An 18,531-nucleotide genomic window follows, 5' to 3' on the forward strand; every position below is an offset into this window, starting at 1 on the left:
CGGTCGCCGCGGTGATGCAGGGCGTGCCCAATCATCGCGAGCTGATCACGGCAATGCTGGCCTACGATCTGCTCGGCTTCCAGACCGAGGAGGATTGCCAGAATTTTCTCGGCTACGTCGCGAGCGAGCTTGGCCTCGCCGTCGAGGACGGCGTTGCGATTTCGCAGCATGGCCGCACCCGCTGCGAGGTCTTCCCGATCGGAATCGATGCGGAGAAGTTTGCGCAATACGCGGCGAAATCGGCCTCGCATCCCGACGTGTCGCGGCTGCGGCGCAGCCTCAATGGCGAGCGCCTCGCGATCGGTGTCGACCGGCTCGACTATTCGAAGGGCCTCGTCAACCGCATCAGCGCGTTCGACCGGCTCTGGACCGAACAGCCGCAATTCTTGCGCAGCATCTCGCTGCTGCAGATCGCCAACCCCTCGCGCGGCGGCATCGAAGCCTATGGCAATCTGCAGAACGATGTCGCGCGCCTCGTCACCGACGTCAACGGCCGCCACGGCGAGGTCGACTGGACGCCGATCCGCTATTTGAACAAGGGCTTCAGCCAGGCGGTGCTCGCAGGGCTCTACCGGACCGCGCAGATCGGCGTGGTGACGCCGCTGCATGACGGCATGAACCTCGTCGCCAAGGAATATGTCGCCGCGCAGAACCCGGCCGATCCCGGCGTGCTGGTGCTGTCGAAATTCGCAGGCGCGGCCAACGAGCTCGATGCCGCGCTGGTCGTCAATCCGCACGACATCGACGGCATGGCCCGCGCGATCGCGATCGCCGCCGCGATGCCGCTCACCGAGCGCAAGATGCGCTGGGACGCGATGATGAAGAAGCTGCGCGGCCACACCATCCAGCAATGGTCGGCCGATTTCGTCGCCGAGCTCGAGAAGTGCCGGACGGAGAAGGCCGCTGTCACCCCGCTCGCCACGCAGCCGCCGCAGGCTCTGCGCTGGCTGAAGTCGGCGATCTCAGGCGTAAGGCTGATATAGGATTCCGCGTCATGGCCGGGCTTGTCCCGGCCATCCACGTCTCACCCCAAGTCCTTAAGAACGTGGATGCCCGGGACAAGCCCGGGCATGACGGCGTACGACTGCGGCCTCAATAGCAATACGACACCCCATCCAGAATGGCGCATTGCCGCTTGTTCGGCGCGTTGGGATCGTCCATCGGCGCCATGCCCTTGCCCTGGCCGACGAACACGCCGGGCCCGACATGCACCGAGCTCTTGTTGCCGATGATCACGCTCGGATGCGGCGTCGAGCTCGAGCGCGTGCCGTCCGGCCAGATGATGGCGTCGCCCGACAGCACCCCGCGCCGGCCGTCGTTGCAGCTGACATCGACCCCCTGCCGGGTGCAGACCTGGGCGGCGGCGGGCACGGCGAAGGCGGAGCCAAGGGCCGAAATCAGGCCAAGGGCGACGATGGTGCTGCGGATGGTCATGGCGTCCCCGGTCGTGTCTGCTGTTCTCAGGTGAATCGTCGCGCCAAACCCGTCACCGGTTCAGCCGGCAAGCCGGTCAAGGCATCTGCCACGCCAGATATTATCCCGTAAATACAATATCTTACGGAAAATTCACCCGATTTCCCCGCGATCCCTTGCAAAATCATCGGCGCCCCTTCAAGAGAGGGCGCTCCGGAGAGATGGCCGAGTGGCTTAAGGCGCACGCTTGGAAAGCGTGTGTGCGGGAAACCGTACCGTGGGTTCGAATCCCACTCTCTCCGCCATGATCACTGAAATCATTGCTGAATTTTCAGCGTCGGCGTGAAATCCCCGGCGAAACCCCCGGCTTGGCGACGGCCCGCGGGCCCGCTCTTGGACACGCTTCGTCCGCAAGATGTTCTTAACAGCCCGAACTCGCCACCCGGTGTCGCACGGGGCAAAGAATCGTTGTGGTTGTGATAAGTCCTTCTCGTTGCGGAGAAGAAGGAATCAGTCCCGTGAAACGCCTGGAAGTTTTGGACCTTTTCGAGCTGGCCGAAACCCTGGCTGAATGCCGCCCCAATTTGGATGGTGAGCGGAAAGGGCTAGACGTATTCTTTGCATGTAATCGACTCGAGACGTCATTCCGAAAGTTCGAAGCCGACCAGGCAGCCTTCCCACTTACGCGAGACAGCGCAAGACAGGTCATCAACGCGCTGCGCGAGGTCTTGAATAACTATTTCTATGATGGGCCCGGACGTAGCAAGTTTAAGGCCGGCTTAGATTTGGACCAGGATTTTGCAACTTGGCCGCTTTACTCGCTCCGGACCAAGCTTGATGAGTTTCGCCATGTTCTTAGTGCCGAGTGTCGCAACTCAGAGACCTACTTTGTTGAGAAGAAGGTCGGCTTTGATGTTCCGACATTGCTCCATAGTGCCCAAGAAAATCTTCACAGCTCAATACATCCCTATGTTCCGGATGCTGCTCTTGCGGAAATTCGACAGGCTGGCCGCTGCCTAGCTTTGGAGAGCTTTACGGCTTGTGGTTTCCACACCCTACGTGGGTTGGAGGTTGTCATGTCCGCTTACTACAAGGCCGTGAGCGGAAAGGAAAAGGGCTTCCGTAGTTGGCATGACTACATCGAGGCCCTTGAGGAGCTAGCAGCGCAGGCGAAGGAAAGTAATGCCAGTTATCCTTCGCCTAAAGTCGCATCAATGCTGGATAGAATGAGGCAGTTGGATCGAAACCCCTTGATGCATCCAAGCGACTCTCTGGACGAGATGGCGGCGGATACGCTGTTCAAGCTCGGCATCGTTACCATCACTGAGCTGGCGAAGGATTTACGCGACATGGCCGGCCAGTCTGAGCTTAAACTGGTGACGGCAGCGAGTGCATAGTGAATGCGACCCGACAGCGAAAAAAGCAGAATCTTTTTTTCTACGAATCACCTAGAAAGCAAAACGGCGGGCCGGGGTTGAGCCGGACACCGCCGCAAAACTTAGCTTGGGTTATTTACCCTTGCCGGTTTTGATGGTCTCGACAACGTGTGTGTTGGGTTTCCCCTTCGCTGTCTTAACCGTGGTGAAGCGACCGGTGACGGCGCTACGACCAATACGTGCCATGTGAATACACCTCCTTCCGGGGCCGGTAGCCCTCTGTGTAGCTATGGCGACCGGTGGTGTGGCGAATCAGACACGTCTTTAGATCTCATCAGGAAAGTACAACTGAAGCGAGTCCTTTCTGACGAGCTTCCACGGTCCTCTTTAAGGCAAAAGAAAAAGGCACCCCGTCTCCGAGGTGCCTTTCCCTTTAGATCAACCGCGCTAGTGCGGCGACTACCGAAGCCAGCGCCGGATGGAAGGACCATCCGAAGCCGATACGGTAGGTCGTACCGTGCGGCTGACTGGCTTCGAGAACGAGGAATACACCCATAGGTGTCTCCTATCCCCTTGCGTGAGGTCCCTTGCGGTAGCCGGTTCACGCATTAGGCCAGCAGTGTTGCGGGTGGGTTAGCCTGTACTTCGTCCGGTCAAGGTGCCCCGCGGTCACACGCTCCGACTATTTCGGTATCACCACGCATGTAGGCCGGGGTGGAAGCCTTTCAAGGGGGAGGCCACGACGGCGGCTCACGGGTTTGGTGCGCCTTCCATAGGAAATCCGGGGATAGACGCGGGGATTGCGCCGCCTTCACTCACTACCTGCGATACATTGTCGCCTATTCTGGGGAGGACCGAGGTGGTGGATGAAACAATGCCTGAGAAGGCGAAACCTAAGACATTCCGAGAGTTCATCGACCTATGTAATTCACTTCCGCGCGGGCGTCGGATCGTAGGTTACGCGGCAACAATTGGCGTTTTTGTCCTGCTCGCAGCTTTGGCAGCTGCTATCTATTTCAAAGTTGGCTTCTTCGCTTATCTGGTTCTCGCATTCTGTCTGTTTCTTTGCTCTGCCCATTCAAACTATGCACTCAACGTGAACCTCACTCAACGGAAGGTGAGGAGGATCGATTATTGGTACTTAGGCGCCGCGACGATTGGCATGCTTGGAGCCGCTGCTAGCTACTCACATCAACGGGATGCAGTAATCACGAAGATATTCATGAAAGCCCATCAAGCGGCTGAAGAGCCAGTAAGGGAAAAAGTGCTTTCGTCAGTCGCTGATCTAAATAAGCTTCTTTGTGAAGGCACAATTGCGAAGAAATCGAAGGCTCCGTGCGATGGACTAAAGAGGCTTTCGGCGGAGATTAAGCCACACATGCCCTCGGAGCAGATCAGATCCATCAAGGCACGGCTTGATAACGAAGTTATGATGCCATATGCCATGCTTTTCCCGCGCGACTTGCTCGTGCCTAGTCTCTTCTCCCCCTTTTCGATCGTTGCAATTAGGTTGAAGGACTGGGCCGAGTTCATGCAGGAAGCTCCTTCAGAAGAGGTATCGTCCCGCGATGAAGATGTGGAGATGATCTTCGGTTTAGGGCAGTGGGTTATTTGGCCATTCTTCTTTGCTTATGCGCTGGCCCTTCGGATAACCAAAGTAACGACCGACGTCTTTGAATGGGCGAAGTAGGGGCCAAGGTGACCATTCTTCCGGCGGCAGGCTCGTGAGATCGGGCGTGGGTGTCTCGTCATTACTCTTCTCGCGACGCCGCTGCTCCTGCTCATTGTCGCGCTTTTCCAAGCTTGGCCCTCTCGATCGCGAGAATGGGATCAGGCGCATACCGCGATACGCCATGCGCGAGCATCTTCTGTAGGAGCTTCGCGGCCTTGTAGTCGGGATGCGCCGTCCCCAACGCGAGAACGGCCTCCGGATCGTCAATTTGCGATGGCGCGGCCTGCCATGGCTTCAAGTTGAGGGCGTCGATCTGCTCGGACGAAGCCGCGAACCGCGCGACGTCCAGCCAAGGCTCGCTGGCGAGTTTGTCGCTGATCTGCCCGTGTTGCGAATGCTCGGGATTGCCCACGATGCGCGACAGCGCCAATTCTAGCGCGGCTTGATCCGCTTCATTCATCGTCGTCGTCCGTTGCGCGGTCATAGTAGCTCGCGCCGCGCTGCTTCGCGACCAACCGTCCCGCAGTCTTGCGATCAAGGCGGCTCTGGGGGCTGAGCCTCAGTTTGGTCGCGAGGCTCGCTTGCAGCCGCGCCATCCGTTCCAACGAGACGAACGCGCCGGGCGCGGGCTTCCGGTTCGCGACGGCGGCGAGCTTGCGGACCGCGAGCGTGATTTGAACCAGTGAGACCAACAATTGAACGTCGCCTCTCGCGAAGTGGCGAGGGTCGCAGGCATTGACGATTTCGTTGAAGAGCGCGCGTTCGGCTGCCGTCAGGGACGAGGGCGCGACCAGCGGGAGAGGTGTGCCGGCTACATCAAGACGGACCACGGTCGATTGCTGGTTAGCCATTGGTCTCATAATGAAAAATTAAGGACATGTGAAGGTTGTTGTCCTGCGGGCCGCACTGCAATCGGCGTCGGTTCCTCCGCGATGACCTCCCCCCGGGTCTCTTGAAAGCGTGCGGCTCCGGTCCCCTTCGGCGTGCTTACCCAGAGACCGGAGCCGCCTTCTGTCGGAGCTGTCGTCCAATGAGGGCGAGAACGGCTCATTGGGTGCGCAGCTCAACGACATTCGGAACGCCATCGCGCAGTTCTTTGGCGAGACCGGTCAGGATGCCAGCCAAGGCGAGCCGAGCGAACTGGTTGTCGTCACCGACGACTTGAACCGACGTGAATGCGAGAACTGACGCGAGCTTCAGCGGCCGGTAGTTGAGGGCTTCGCTCCGAGCTTGCTCGACCATGGCGTCAAATTCAGCTTGCGTGGTCATCGCTGTCATCCTCACTCTTGTTTTTTCTTCTGCGTCGACGCTTCATCGACTGGACCTCGGTACGCAATGCGTTAATCTCGTCACGCAGCTCTCCTCTTATTTCTCCAAGGACCATTGTCATCACATTATGGAAGAGTGAGCTGCTGAGGATGCGTTGAGCGTCAACGTCGTCTTCGGTCGGTGTCGGCTTCAGCTCTGACTCTGGTGGGGGTGTGTACGCCTCGGGGATCAGCCCTAGCGCCTCGCGAGCACGCCGCTCCGCGATGTCAGCGTTGATGCCAGACGTGCGTCCCAACGTTTCGTGGGCTCTTGCGAGAGCGGCGCAGGTGCGTTCGTAACTCACCAAGCCACTCCCGTCATGTAAGCGATTGCTAACGAGCTTCTGAGGCCCCAAGAGATTTGAAGGATGACGCGCAATGCGAGCGTGTCGGTCTGGAAGAGAGAGCGCGCCGGAGCCGCGACGACATTGGGAGTGCCGACCATGCTAAGCTGCCCAGCCGCGTCGTCCATGACGAGCGCGCCTTCGCTTGCGATCTCGAACCTTGGCACGGGGTCGATAGCTGAGGCAAGCCCGCTTGGCGCGATAGCGATCACCGTTCCGGCAGCGAGCGCAGCGGAGGCGAGAACTGGATACACCTCGCGCGATTGCCGTAGTCGCAGGGCGACGGCCTGATCTGTGGCGGCGACAAGCACAACCTCGCCATTGCCCGCGATAGGTGCAACGGCCGAGACCAGCGCTTTGATGTCGGCGATCATGGCATCTTGCGGACTGGTTGCGGTCGAATGCGCGATTGGGGTGATGCCGAGCAGTAATCCTGGCGGGCGGATCGAGTTGCCGACGGAATTTGAGAACATTGCGGCGTCGAAAGCCAGCCCCAGTGATTCGAGGAGAACCGCGCGCACGATTGCCTCGATGGTTGATATCTCGCGCGTAAACGGAATGATCGTCGCGAACTTCCTTGGAGACAGTGTCGGACCATCTAGGCTCAAGGCCTTGACCGGAATGGGCGCGGCCTCGCCAACAAAGCTGACGTTGTTCGGGTGGGCCACCATACCCGGCACGAGAATGCCGTTGTGCCCGTCGAAGGCGAGTTCCAGCCCATCTGCGAGTAGCGCGGCCGAAGCGCTCGCGCTGCCCATGACAGAGACGAAGTCCGCGACAGCGGTGCTGGCGAGCGAACCGGCCCAATTGCTCGATGATGTCGTTGCTGGCGATGTCGCCGCCTTGAGCAGCATGGATGTATCGATGTCCCCGGGCCAGGTCGCCTTCGCGATGTGGCCCGGAAAGCCGTTGGTGACGCTCGCCAGGAGCGTTGCGACCGCTGCACGGACGAAAGGCGCGGCGCGGTCGCGGCGGAATTTATCGGTGGCCAGAAGCGGCCTTCTTGAAATGCTCATAATCCGAAATATAGTTGCTCCCGGATCGGAGCGGCGCTACCAACGTAGCGTGGGCACAAAATTTATTTCGGGTGGTGCGCGTCCCAACAATCCCGGAGCTTGGACCAGTCGGCCAGCATCGCCTCTAGGCGAGCGGCGACCCTATCCGGGTCGGTCGCGTCCGCTTCGGATAGGAGCCCCCGGCGGAGCGCGTCCGCGAGGAGAGCGTTTGACGCGTAGACCCAGTACTTCCGGCCTTCGCCGCGCCGCCAGCGCCGAAAGCGATCCCGTTCCTTCGGGGAGCACTTTCGAGCAGGTTTCTTTTTCGTCGTCACGGGTTTCTTCTCCCGACTGAGCCCAACGCCGCGCGGCCGGACGGATCGGACGGGAGAAACGGATAACGACGTACGCTTACGCGCGCGCGGGCGTTTAAAATAGGCCTTCCCGTCCGATCCGTCCTGGCCGAGGCTCCTTACCACGGCGGCTCCCAAATTTTTTGGCTTGTGGCGTTCTTGGGATCGGGCGGCTCTCGGTAGATCGTGACGCCCCTAAAGCCGCGCTGACCTTTTTCCTTCTCCGGCATGAAATTGTGGCTCTCCAATCTTTGCGAGAACCGCTTTTGGGTGCCTGAGAATTCCCCCGCGGCCTCAGTCCATTGCCTCCAGCACGCGAACAAAAGGCTGGTTTGGGTCCAGTATTGAGGTCCCGTCCGGCAGCACTCTTCCAACCACCTTTGCAAGCTATCCTCGGTTGCCAAATAGCTCTCGGTGGCCTCTACGACGGAGGATGGATGTTGTAGGCCAACACGCCGCCATTCGGCGCATCCGTCCACCATCCACTTCAAGATACCGGGCCACTCCGCTTTCAATTTCTCCGTCAATTCAGTGTCGCGATCCTCTCGGGGGATCGTTACTGAAAATGGTATCAAGTTCATGCGTCGTCGAATTGCTTCGTCAACCGAGCGCAATCCCGGTCGGTGATTTCCCGCAATCATCAGCTTGAATTGCGGCGTGAAGTCGAAGAAGTCCTGACGCATAAAGCGGGCAGAGATGGTGTCCCCACCGGTAAGCTGCTTCAATCGACTTTCCGCCCACTGTCGCCCTTCCTCTGTCTCAGTGGCAGTTACCAACCGAGCGCCCATTAACCCCGCTAGCTCAGTCGGATGTCTATCGGACATGCTCGCTGTGAAAGTCTCGATCGGCGTCACCCGGTGATACTCGCCCATCACACCAGCAATTGTAGCGAGGAATACGCTCTTGCCGTTGGCTCCAAGTCCATGAAGGAAGAAGATCGCATGCTCGCGAGTCATTCCAGTCAACGCGTAGCCACACACGCGCTGTAGATAGCTCTGTTGCTCGGCGTTGCCGCCGGTTACTTTCACCAAGAACTCAAGCCATTTAGGGCACTCGCCGTTCGGACCAACTGCTGTGGTTTTGGTCATGTAGTCGTCTGGTCGGGCAGGCCGCAGTATCTCATTTGCTAGGTCAAGAACGCCATCAGGGGTATTTAACAGCCAAAGATCTGCGTCCCACTGTTCGACTGTCGCCGCAATCCTAGGATCGTCGGAAACTAGACTTACAACGGCCGCACGCGTCTTCGCGCTAGCAATTGTCTTCGCCAAATTCTCCTTGTTGATGCCCTGAGCAATTTCTCGGCAGATATCTCGCGCGAGCGAGTAGACCCGGCGCTTGTCATCGAACCGCCATCGTCCGGCGTCCCAGATGAGCCATCGGCTCCATTTCGCCACGTAGCGCACTTCGTGGCGGTGCCGGCTCACAAATTCCAGTGCGAGAGCTTCCTCGGAGAAAGGGGGAGCGAGGTCAGCAGCACTTATCTTTCGCGCGGCATCGACGATTTGAGCGATGCTATCGCCCATCGCGCGCCTCCATCAGCAGATCATTAAAATCTTTCCCGCGTGGCGCACGCGCAATTCTCACATCGCGGCCTTCTCCCGCCCACCGCGCAGCAGCGCGACGTGCTGCCCGCTCTCCCGGTTCATCGCCGTCTGCGGCAATCGTCACGCGGCGAACCTCGGATGGGAGCATCAGAAGTTCCATCGCCTTCGCTGAGCCGGCCGCCCACCCCGGACACCCCGTGTCTTGGATCACCGAGAGCGTCGTCTCGATCCCTTCGCCAATGATGAGCTCTTCGGCGACAGGGGATAGTCGGATCGCGGTGCCGGCAGTAGGCCCAAGGTCCATCCGTTGCGGCTCAACGGGAGCCTTTCTTGGGCTATCCCAGTCCAGGAAGGTTCGATGAATCGCTGTCATCGCGCCATGAACGTCACGTCGTTCTGCAATCATAGCCGGAAAGAAGGAACCGCTCGGCTTGTGGAATAAGCGCTTATGGAACAACAGGCACGAGGGCAGGGGCAATATCAAAGCGCGACCACGCAGATACTGCTCGACAACCGTCCCATCAGCCGAACTGCAGTCCACCGAAGCGAGAGTTGCGCCTATGATTTCGCTCTGATCTCGACGAACGGGCTCGCGCAAGTTCAGTCGAGATCGCACAAAGGCGTAGGCGGCCCCCTCGCTCCCGTCGCATTCATAGATGTAAAAGCTCTCCGGCGCGTAGAAGCGGGCAAAGCACGATCGATCATCCGGCGGACGCCCCGGCGAGGGACAACGGACGAAGTTACCGTCAACCTCTCCACTAAGGGCTGCTGCTATAGCGGCCAAGTCGACGACAATTTCTTCTTCGGGCATTCGCCATTCGTTGGCATTGGCCCGGCGTATGAGAAGTCCCTTGTAGTAGCCCATCGGCCCGGTTCACGCGCTTTGCTTCGCGGCCGCTTCTTCTCTCGACCTCTGCCACGCAAGAATGGCTCGGCCAAACCAACCGCGCGCGCGTCCGCTGTTTGATAGAGAAACCGGCCTCGGCACTTCGCCAGCCTCGATCTTTTCCGCGAGAACCGTTGCGCCATATCCAAAGAAGTGCGGGCCGTCAGCCAATCGGTAAAAGTGATCAGGGCAAAGGACAGGAGGCGGCCGCCGCCGCTCTTTCTTTTCTTTTGGTTCGGGGGCTGTCTTCGTTCGGTGCTGGGGCATGCAGTTCGCTCCGTGTTGTGCCGGGGTGATCCGGGCCGGAGCGAACCTTCTCCTAAAAACTGTACGCCTAAAAAGACGGGGGATTTCGGGCGGGCTAGGGCTGCTGCTTGCGCGCATCGCCGCGCCTGCCGGACCTTAGATCAGCGAGCGACTTTGCCGACATCCCCCATCGAGGCGCGATTTCGGCGACTGCTGCTTTCACAGGCCGTCCCTCCTCGACCAACTTGCGAACGTCTTCTAGCGCGAGGTGGTTTCTGATTGCCGTCGATGTCGGAAGAATGCTTGGCCGACCAGCTTTGCGGCCCAGCCGAGCCTTCAGCAGTGCAGCGAGAAAGGGCATTATGGGAGCGGGTACTTTGTTCGCAGATATCAGGTTGATCAGTCGTTCTGGATCACACTTTGCATCGGCGGCATAAATCGCGTCGATCCATGGCCAGTCACGTTGTGAAATGGAAAGCGTTGAGGCGTTGTCGCTGGGCCATTCGCTAAGCCCTCCCTTGCCCGCGTCGGCCTCGAACGACTGCTGCAGACTGTTTGACTGGCTTGCTCTTCTGGTTTTGCTCATCGCGCACCCCTCATCGGCAGCACCTTAGCGCTGGCCGCCGGAGGAGCGGCGCAGTACCGCGCCCAATCCACCATCAGCCGCCGTCTCTTATTGAACAGATCACCGCGCCGATAAGCTGCCTCGACCTTATCGGCCACAATATGCCATAGCGCAGCTTCGGAGACATGGTTGGGATAGTTCGTAGTCTCCGACACCCAATCCTTGAAGGTCGAGCGGAAGCCGTGGACAGTCGCGATCCGATCCGGCGTCGTGGAAGGCCAAGCCATGTCCTTCAGTAGCTCGGCCATCGCCATATTGCTCAGGCCCGATCCAGCCTTGCCGCCAATAAAGAGAAACGGATTATCGTCTTCAATCGGCAACTCCTTCAGGATAACCATCGCCCGATCGCTTAGCGGGACCCGGCGCGGCTGATCCACGCTAATCTTCGTCTCTGCCCGGTCGGGAGGCACGGTCCAAATCTTCTGGTCGAAGTCGACTTCATCGCGCCGCGCGCCAATGACCGCACCGGTGCGGGCGGCGGTTAGGGTCAGAAACTCCAAAGCGCGCGCTGCAATACCTTCGCGCCTGCGCAAATCGGACATAAAGTCTGGAATTTGCACAAAGGCGAGGGCGGGGTGGTGCCTGACCTTTCGGATACTCCCTCGCGCGGGGAGGACATTGTCGAGGTGCCCTTTCCAGCGCGCGGGATTGTCACCCTTTCGATGCCCACGCACCGTCGCCCAATCCAGCACCTGCTCGATGCGGCCGCGCAAGCGATTGGCCGTCTCGGGGATTGCGTCCCAAAGCCGCTGATCCGGGTAGTTTGCGTGGCGCTGCTCTAGGACCGCGATGAGCCGGGGCGTGTCAATCTGGCTGACCGCGACGCGTCCCATGAGCGGAAACGCGTACTGTTCGAGCGTCGATAGGAATTGCGCGCGGTGTTTCGTGTTTCGCCATTTCTGCTGGTGCTGATCGAAGTATTGCCGGGCGGCTTCTTCAAACGAAAGCGTCGAGCTCGGCTCTGCAGCACGTGCCGCCTTCTCCCTCTTCCGTTGCTCCATCGGATCGATGCCGTTGAAGAGTAGCTTCCGTGCTTCGTGAGCCTTGTCGCGAGCTTCCGAGAGCGAGACCAAAGTGAGTGGGCCGAGACCTAGCCATCGTTCCCGCCCGACGCGCTCGTATCTGAAAATCCAACTCGCATTCGTAGGCGAGATGACCTGGAGCAGGAGCCCCCGCCCGTCTCGATAGCGTCCCGGCTTCTTCAGCGCCCGCTCTATGCCCTTTACCGATAGCTTCATCGATCCCGCTCCGAATGAACCCCCGGGGCGACCCCCGGATTGGCTCCGACTTCTAGCGGGTAATATCGGGGTTCGGCGGTGCGAAGAAAAGACCTAAGTCATTGTTATTTCACTAGTATTGCGAGTTTTAGCGAGGGTTAGCGGGGCTCTCCGAGAGGGCGAAAATCGGCCACTCTCTCCGCCAGCCTTCGCAAACAAAGTTTGCGCAAGGCTGTCGCGCCGAAGCCCGCGGGGCGGAGCGGACTCGTTGCCGTTTGCTTTGGTTCAGCAAGCCGGGGCGAACTTTTTTTCAAGGTCTCCGCTCCGACGCCGCCAGCATTCCCTGGACGGAATGCCGATGCCATCCTCTTCTGATGATCCACCGCGGACGCCGCACGAGCGTTCAGCACCGACCTGACGGGAAGCCGACACGCGTCGGATTACACTCCGGCAGCTTGTCCAACGAGCTGCCAAACCATCTACTCGCCAACGAGCCATCATTGTCGATCCAGGGGATCGGTGGCAATCGCGGCAGGTAGGATGCATACGGCATGACTTTCGCAAGCATCACTCTGCCCGGAAATTGTGTGAGGAATGCCTTGTTCATTCCGCCGTCCAGTCCGCTGTATATCGGGGCAGCCGGCAAATTGTCTTCAAGCAATCGCGCGTATTCGAGCTCGTCGGAGCGCCTCTTCTCCAGCGCCCGCCGCGCGATTTCCGGGTTGACGACGAAGGTGGGACATTTTTCGGTAGGGTTGAACACTGGAGGCGACGGCGAATTCGGGGGAGGTCGCGCATCGAACACATAGCGGCGGTCGCACACATCCACCCTTGGTTCGAGTCGCGTCGTCTCGAAATGATCGTTGCCGATCTTGAGCATTTTCCAGAAGGCCAGGTTGGGGCTATTTCGATGCCGCGCCAGGTTTGCCGGCGTCAGGCGGAACGGATAGGCCTGGACCTGGAACGACGGCCGGCCGCCGAGGAATGAGTCGCGTGCCAGCGAATAGATTTCGCTGATCTGTTCGTCGGTCATGGCATAGCAACCGCTCGACCAGCAGTCGCCGTGGATCATGAGGAAGCTGCCGTTGCGCTTGTTCGCCTTGTCGAACGTGTTGGGAAAGCCGAGGTTGATCGAAAGATGGAAGTTGGAGTTGGGATTCATCAGCTCGGGTGTAATCGTATAGAACCCTTCCGGAGCCTGGCGGTCGCCCTCGTACAATTTCGGCCCGAGATCGCCCGACCACCGACAGATCGGATAGGTCTTGAGGATCTGGAAATGGCCGGTCGCGTCCTGCTTCCAGACCTCGAGCTCGGCCTCCTCCTTGAACAGGCGCACGACGATAGGTGAATATTTCGGCATCTTCTTCTGTTCGAGCAGCGAGAGCAGCTCAGCGGGTAGTTCCCTCGTTGCCTTGGCTGGCAAAGGCTTGCTGCTTTCGCCAAGACAAATGACCGGCGTCAAGGCAGTGGCAAAAGCCGCCGCCAGCACAAGTACACGTCGGACCATGGCGCGGATCAATGCTGTGCCTCCAGCCCTTCCGACCGCACGCCGCTACGTCTCGAAACCGACGAACACCGTCGCTTCCTCGACGGACTTCCGCTCCGACACCACGGCATTCGCCGGAAAGGTTTCATCCGGCCAGCCCAGCGCGATGCTTTTCATGATGACTTGATCGTCGGCTATGCCCGCGTGCTCGCGCACCACGGGGGACTGCATGATACCCTGGCTGTTGATCACGGCGCCGAGCCCGCGGGACCACGCGGCATTGACCAGGGCGGTCGCCACGGCGCCGCAGTCGAAGGGCGTATCGTCGCTACCGTCAAGCACGCGATCATAGGTGATGATCACGCAGACGGGCGCGTCGAACTGGCGGAAGCCGCGCAGCACCCAGTCCTGGCGCTTTTCCGTGTTGTCGCGCTCGATTCCCATCGCGGAGAATAATTGTTTGGCGACGCCGACCTGCCTGTCACGGTGCTTGCCTGCAAAGGCCTGGCCCGTGCGGAACTCGCGCGACTGCGGGATGCCCGCCACCATCCGTTCGGTGTTGCCGGCGCGGATCCGATCCAGCGGTTCGCCGGTGATGACATAGAAATTCCAGGGCTGGGTGTTCATCGACGAGGGAGCGCGCATCGCCAAACCAATGATTTCCGCAATCAGCTCCTTGGGTACCGGATCGGGTTTGTAGCCGCGGATACTCCGGCGACCGAGGATGACGTCATCGAACTGCATTTGTGTGGAATTCCCCTGGCAAGCTCTGAAACAGTTAGGACTTTCGCGGTTTCGGCACCCTCGCGCAAGCGTCGGCGGTGCGTCCTCAACGGTCCAGCCACGCGGAACACGATCGCATCAGTCTGGATTGACTGACGCTCTCTCCGCCATCAGCCTCATCCCGCCAGTTTCCACCTCCCATCCCCCGCCCGCTTCAGCGCGGGATCGCTCACTCGCACATGCTCGGCAAGGAAATCGATGAACGCGCGGACGCGTGCGGGCAGGGGGGCGGTGTGGCCGACATAGACGGCGTGGATGTCTTCGCGGTCGCCGGGATTGTAGTTCTGCAGCACCGGCACGAGGCGGCCGGATTCGATGTCGGGGCCGATATGGAAGAGCGCGAGGCGGGCGAGGCCGACGCCGCCCAGCGCCAGCCGGCGGGCGACTTCGCCGTCGCTGGCGCGTGCGACCGGCGGCGGCACGGCTTCCTCGGTGCGATCGCCGCGCCGGAATGGCCATCCGCCGCGGATGCGCGGAAAGGTCCAGCCGATGCCGCGGTGCTCAGTGAGATCCGCCGGCGTCCTGGGCGTGCCAAAGCGCGCCAGATAGTTTGGGGTGCCGACGACCACCATGCGGCTGCTGCCGAGCTTGCGCGCGATCAGGCGGGACGCTTTCAGAGGTCCCACACGGATCGCAACGTCGGCATGCTCCTGCATCAAGTCGACCAGCGTGTCGGTCAGCACGAGATCGAGCGTGACCTCGGGATGCTGTTCCAGGAAGCGGGGGATCAGCGGCATCATATGCAGCATGCCGAACGGGATATTGCAGTTGACCGTGAGGCGGCCGCGCGGCGCCGCGCCTGACGCCGCCTCGCGCTCGGCTTCCTCCATCTCCGCGAGGATCCGCACGGCCCGCTGATAGAACGCCTGGCCTTCCTCGGTCAGGGTCAGCTTGCGCGTGGTGCGGTTGACGAGGCGCGAGCCGAGGCGGGCCTCCAGTCGCGACATCAGCTTGCTCACGCCCGACGGCGTCAGCCGCAGCTTTCGCGCGGCCTGGGTGAACCCGCCGAGATCGACGACGCGGACGAAGACCTCCATCTCGGCGGAGCGGTTGGTGTCGAAGCGGGCCATGTTGAATTCACGTCACAAATGATTGGATTGAGGACATTCTAATGGTTTTGCACGGGCACGGCTATCTGTGGCTCGTCTCATCCATCGGAGCCCACGCATGCCTCCCGCCGTCCTCGCGCTCACCGCCGGTGCCTTCGGCATCGGCACCACTGAATTCATCATCATGGGCCTCTTGCTCCAGGTCGCCGCCGACATGCATGTCTCGGTACCGGTCGCGGGCCTGCTCATCTCCGGTTATGCGCTCGGCGTGTTCGTCGGTGCGCCCGTCCTGACGCTGGCGACGCGGCGGATGCCGCGCAAAACCGTGCTGCTCGCGCTGATGGCGATCTTCACGCTCGGCAATGCGGCCTGTGCGCTGGCGCCGAACTACGAATTGCTGATGGCCGCGCGGGTGCTGACCTCGCTTGCCCACGGTACTTTCTTCGGTGTCGGGTCGGTGGTGGCGACGAGCCTCGTCGCCGAGGACAAGCGGGCCTCCGCGATTTCCACCATGTTCATCGGTCTCACCGTCGCGACGTTGCTGGGCGTGCCCTTCGGCGCCTGGTTCGGTCTGATGCTCGGCTGGCGCGCGGCGTTCTGGGCCGTGACGGTCATCGGCGTGATCGCCTTTGCCGTGGTTGCGGCCCTCGTGCCCGGCCATGTCGGCAACGGCGACAAGCCGGTCTCGCTTGCCGAGGAAGTATCGGTGCTCGGCCGCCCGCAAGTGTTGCTCGGCCTTGCCATGACCGTGTTCGGCTTTGCCGGCCTGTTCGTCGTCTTCACCTACATCCAGCCGATCCTGACGCGCTTCACCGGCTTTTCGGAAGGCGCGGTGTCGCCGATCCTGCTGGTGTTCGGCGTCGGCCTCGCGATCGGCAACGTTGCCGGCGGCAAGCTCGCCGACCGGGGCCTCGCTGGCGCGCTGATCGGAACGCTTGCCGCGCTCGCCATCGTGCTGCTTGGCCTTGCCGCCGTGCTGTCGGTCAAGATCCCGGCGATCGCGCTGATCCTGCTGCTGGGTATCGCCGCCTTTGCGACCGTCGCCCCGCTCCAGCTTCGCGTGCTGGAAGCGGCCGGCCCCAGCGGCCGGACGCTCGCCTCCAGCCTCAACATCGCCGCGTTCAATCTCGGCAACGCGCTTGGCGCCTGGGCCGGCGGCGTCACCATCGACCGCGGGCTCGGCCTCTCGGCGCTGCCTCTGGTCGCAGCCGGCATCACCGCTGTCGGTCTGGTGCTGGCGCTGTGGAGCCTGCGGCTCGACCGCGCGCCGGCGGCCGTCGCGGCCTGCCCCGCGGAATAGCGCAAGCGGCGCGATCGCGGACAATTCGCCGCGTCGCGCCGTTGGCCCATGCAGAAAACGCACCTGTACACATCCTTTCGCCATCCGTAACTTCCTCGGCGCAATTTCAGGAGGTGCGACGTGGCGAAGAAGACGGCCAAGAAGACTGCCGAGAAGAAGACAGCTTCGAAGAAACCGGCGAAAACCTCCAGCAAGACCAGCGCAAGCCGCAAGGCCGTCGTTGCAAAGAAGGCGAAGAAGGCCGCGCAGCTCAAGCCGGCTTCATCGCGCCGTCCCAAGGGACCGGCCTGGCAGTGGTCGGCGGTGGAGACCGCGGCTGCAATCCGCTCCGGCGCAATCTCCGCAGTCGAAACCGTCGAAGCGCATCTCGAACGGATGCGCGCCGTCAATCCGAAGCTGAACGCGATCGTCGTCGATCTCTCGGAAGAGGCGTTGAAGGCGGCGCATGCCGCGGACAAGCAGCGCGCCAAGGGCGGCGAGCTCGGCCTCCTGCACGGCGTGCCCATCACCATCAAGGAAAACGTCGATTACGAGGGGCGGCCGAATTTCAACGGCGTGCCCGCCAACAAGGACCTGGTCGCGCCGTCGGATGCGCCGGTCGTGCGCAACCTGAAGAAATCAGGCGCGATCGTCATTGGGCTCACCAACACACCGGAATTCTCCTTTCGCGGTTTTACCGACAATCCGCTGCACGGGCTGACGCTCAATCCCTGGGATCCCAATATCACCTGCGGCGGCTCCTCGGGCGGTGCGGGTTCGGCGGTCGCCGCCGGCATCGGCACCATCGCCCATGGCAATGACATCGGCGGCTCGCTGCGCTGGCCCGCGCATTGCAACGGTGTCGCCACCATCAAGCCGACGCAGGGGCGCATCCCCGCGTTCAACGCGAGCGCAACGGCCGAGCGGCCGATGCTGGCGCATCTGATGTCGGCGCAGGGGCCGCTCGCGCGCCATGTCGCGGACGTTCGCCTTGCACTCGAGGTGATGAGCCGGCGCGATCCGCGCGATCCCTGGTGGGTGCCGGCGCCGCTGGTCGGCGAGAGGCCGAAGGGGCCGATCAAGGTGGCGCTGGCCAAGATCCCCGAGGACATGGAGGTCGACCCCTCCGTACGCGCCGCACTGCGCCAGGCCGCCGATCATCTCGAACGTTCCGGCTATCGCGTCAGCGAGGTCGAGGTGCCCGACATCAACGGCGTCTGGCAGACCTGGTGCGACATCATCACCAACGAGACCGTGGTGATGCAGGAGGCCGGCATGCTGAAGGTCACCTCCGAGGACTTCCACAAGGCCTGGGGCGGCATGAAGGCCAAGGCCAATGTGCTCGATCTCAAGGCCTGGATGCAGGCGACCGCCGCGCGCAACGGCCACATCCGCGCCTGGCAATTGTTCTTCGAGGAGTACCCGGTCGTGCTGGCGCCGACCACGGTGAAGCCGACGCCGGGCCCGCGCGAGGATACCGTCAGCGCCGAGCGCGTGCGCGAGATCTTCTGGGGCGAGATCCGCTTCATCTCGGCGATCAACGTGCTGGGCCTGCCCGGCGCCGTGGTGCCGGTGGCCGTGCACGACGGCAAGCCGATCGGCGTGCAGCTCATTGCCGGGCGTTATCGCGAGGACCTCGCGCTCGACGCGGCGGCCGCGATCGAGAAGCGCGCCGGCGTGCTCGCGCATCGGCTGTGGGAGAGCATGGTTTAGTCCATGATTGTCGCCGCATTGGCGGCGCCATCTTTCTCCGCAAGGAGAAGGCATGGCGCCGCCACGGCCGTGCAGGTCGCACTTCGTTAATCCGCTTTAACCCGGATTCCGGCCAATTCGCCGACAAGCATTAGGGTTACTTCCTCGATCTCTAAGCGAATTATTGTCCGCTTTACCACCCGCCTCTAACACGGGGGCGGCGGACAACGCACATGCCTCATACAGGCCAATAAGTGCGGCCCG

At 61.3% G+C, this 18,531-nt stretch carries 18 protein-coding genes and 1 tRNA gene; 6 read left to right on the plus strand and 13 right to left on the minus strand.

Going from position 1 to position 18,531, the window contains the following annotated elements:
- A partial coding sequence (locus IC66_RS0130865) for an alpha,alpha-trehalose-phosphate synthase (UDP-forming) (protein ID WP_038950225.1) occupies window positions 1–983 on the plus strand: 983 nt, incomplete at its 5' end.
- A gap of 109 nt (window positions 984–1,092) precedes the next feature.
- Here the strand turns inward: IC66_RS0130865 and IC66_RS0130870 are convergent.
- The gene (locus IC66_RS0130870) at window positions 1,093–1,434 is read right to left on the minus strand and encodes a hypothetical protein (protein WP_038950227.1); all 342 of its coding nucleotides are present in this window, start codon (window positions 1,432–1,434) and stop codon (window positions 1,093–1,095) included.
- A 194-nt stretch (window positions 1,435–1,628) separates the two neighbouring features.
- Between IC66_RS0130870 and IC66_RS0130875 the strand changes: the two genes are divergently transcribed.
- From IC66_RS0130875 to IC66_RS0130885, 3 genes are all read left to right on the plus strand, one after another.
- Window positions 1,629–1,718: transfer RNA gene (locus IC66_RS0130875), tRNA-Ser, on the plus strand.
- A 213-nt stretch (window positions 1,719–1,931) separates the two neighbouring features.
- Window positions 1,932–2,810: a hypothetical protein gene (locus tag IC66_RS0130880; RefSeq protein ID WP_038950228.1), complete on the plus strand. Its 879-nt coding sequence runs from the start codon at window positions 1,932–1,934 to the stop codon at window positions 2,808–2,810.
- A gap of 838 nt (window positions 2,811–3,648) precedes the next feature.
- Entirely contained in the window at window positions 3,649–4,479 is an 831-nt protein-coding gene (locus IC66_RS0130885; RefSeq protein ID WP_157158108.1) for a hypothetical protein, read from the plus strand.
- A 91-nt stretch (window positions 4,480–4,570) separates the two neighbouring features.
- Here IC66_RS0130885 and IC66_RS0130890 read toward each other — a convergent pair whose 3' ends face one another.
- The 12 genes from IC66_RS0130890 to IC66_RS0130945 form a co-directional block, all read right to left on the minus strand.
- Window positions 4,571–4,921: a hypothetical protein gene (locus IC66_RS0130890; protein ID WP_038950231.1), complete on the minus strand. Its 351-nt coding sequence runs from the start codon at window positions 4,919–4,921 to the stop codon at window positions 4,571–4,573.
- Window positions 4,914–5,312 (minus strand): hypothetical protein, encoded by a 399-nt coding sequence (locus IC66_RS0130895; protein ID WP_038950232.1) that lies wholly within the window; start codon window positions 5,310–5,312, stop codon window positions 4,914–4,916. Before IC66_RS0130895 ends, IC66_RS0130890 begins: the two co-directional genes overlap by 8 nt.
- 196 nt (window positions 5,313–5,508) lie before the next feature.
- Window positions 5,509–5,730, minus strand: coding sequence for a hypothetical protein (locus IC66_RS0130900; protein ID WP_157158109.1), 222 nt, complete (start codon window positions 5,728–5,730; stop codon window positions 5,509–5,511).
- Complete coding sequence (locus IC66_RS0130905) at window positions 5,714–6,073, minus strand: hypothetical protein (RefSeq protein ID WP_038950235.1); 360 nt, start codon at window positions 6,071–6,073, stop codon at window positions 5,714–5,716. Before IC66_RS0130905 ends, IC66_RS0130900 begins: the two co-directional genes overlap by 17 nt.
- Window positions 6,070–6,966, minus strand: a complete 897-nt coding sequence (locus tag IC66_RS0130910) for a phage major capsid protein (protein ID WP_157158110.1) — start codon at window positions 6,964–6,966, stop codon at window positions 6,070–6,072. Before IC66_RS0130910 ends, IC66_RS0130905 begins: the two co-directional genes overlap by 4 nt.
- Window positions 6,967–7,579: 613 nt before the next feature.
- Window positions 7,580–8,983, minus strand: a complete 1,404-nt coding sequence (locus tag IC66_RS0130920) for a phage/plasmid primase, P4 family (protein ID WP_049806677.1) — start codon at window positions 8,981–8,983, stop codon at window positions 7,580–7,582.
- Complete coding sequence (locus tag IC66_RS42725) at window positions 8,973–9,869, minus strand: DUF7146 domain-containing protein (RefSeq protein ID WP_083859357.1); 897 nt, start codon at window positions 9,867–9,869, stop codon at window positions 8,973–8,975. The genes IC66_RS0130920 and IC66_RS42725 overlap by 11 nt, the downstream gene beginning before the upstream one ends.
- A 382-nt stretch (window positions 9,870–10,251) precedes the next feature.
- Window positions 10,252–10,722, minus strand: coding sequence for a hypothetical protein (locus IC66_RS46540; protein ID WP_157158111.1), 471 nt, complete (start codon window positions 10,720–10,722; stop codon window positions 10,252–10,254).
- Window positions 10,719–11,999 (minus strand): tyrosine-type recombinase/integrase, encoded by a 1,281-nt coding sequence (locus tag IC66_RS0130930; protein WP_049806679.1) that lies wholly within the window; start codon window positions 11,997–11,999, stop codon window positions 10,719–10,721. Before IC66_RS0130930 ends, IC66_RS46540 begins: the two co-directional genes overlap by 4 nt.
- A 382-nt stretch (window positions 12,000–12,381) precedes the next feature.
- Window positions 12,382–13,497 (minus strand): L,D-transpeptidase family protein, encoded by a 1,116-nt coding sequence (locus tag IC66_RS0130935; protein WP_244429196.1) that lies wholly within the window; start codon window positions 13,495–13,497, stop codon window positions 12,382–12,384.
- A 33-nt stretch (window positions 13,498–13,530) separates the two neighbouring features.
- Window positions 13,531–14,208 (minus strand): nitroreductase, encoded by a 678-nt coding sequence (locus tag IC66_RS0130940; RefSeq protein ID WP_038950243.1) that lies wholly within the window; start codon window positions 14,206–14,208, stop codon window positions 13,531–13,533.
- Between the two features lie 155 nt (window positions 14,209–14,363).
- A complete protein-coding gene (locus tag IC66_RS0130945; protein WP_028141932.1) occupies window positions 14,364–15,317 on the minus strand; it encodes a LysR family transcriptional regulator in 954 nt (317 codons plus the stop codon).
- 97 nt (window positions 15,318–15,414) lie between these two features.
- Between IC66_RS0130945 and IC66_RS0130950 the strand changes: the two genes are divergently transcribed.
- Both IC66_RS0130950 and IC66_RS0130955 read left to right on the plus strand, forming a co-directional pair.
- Window positions 15,415–16,596, plus strand: a complete 1,182-nt coding sequence (locus tag IC66_RS0130950) for an MFS transporter (protein ID WP_038950244.1) — start codon at window positions 15,415–15,417, stop codon at window positions 16,594–16,596.
- A 120-nt stretch (window positions 16,597–16,716) separates the two neighbouring features.
- Window positions 16,717–18,288: an amidase family protein gene (locus IC66_RS0130955; RefSeq protein ID WP_038950245.1), complete on the plus strand. Its 1,572-nt coding sequence runs from the start codon at window positions 16,717–16,719 to the stop codon at window positions 18,286–18,288.
- The last annotated feature ends 243 nt before the right edge of the window (window positions 18,289–18,531 follow it).

It is taken from the genome of Bradyrhizobium genomosp. III, from assembly GCF_000261705.1.
GTDB classification, from domain to species: Bacteria; Pseudomonadota; Alphaproteobacteria; order Rhizobiales; family Xanthobacteraceae; genus Bradyrhizobium; species Bradyrhizobium ottawaense.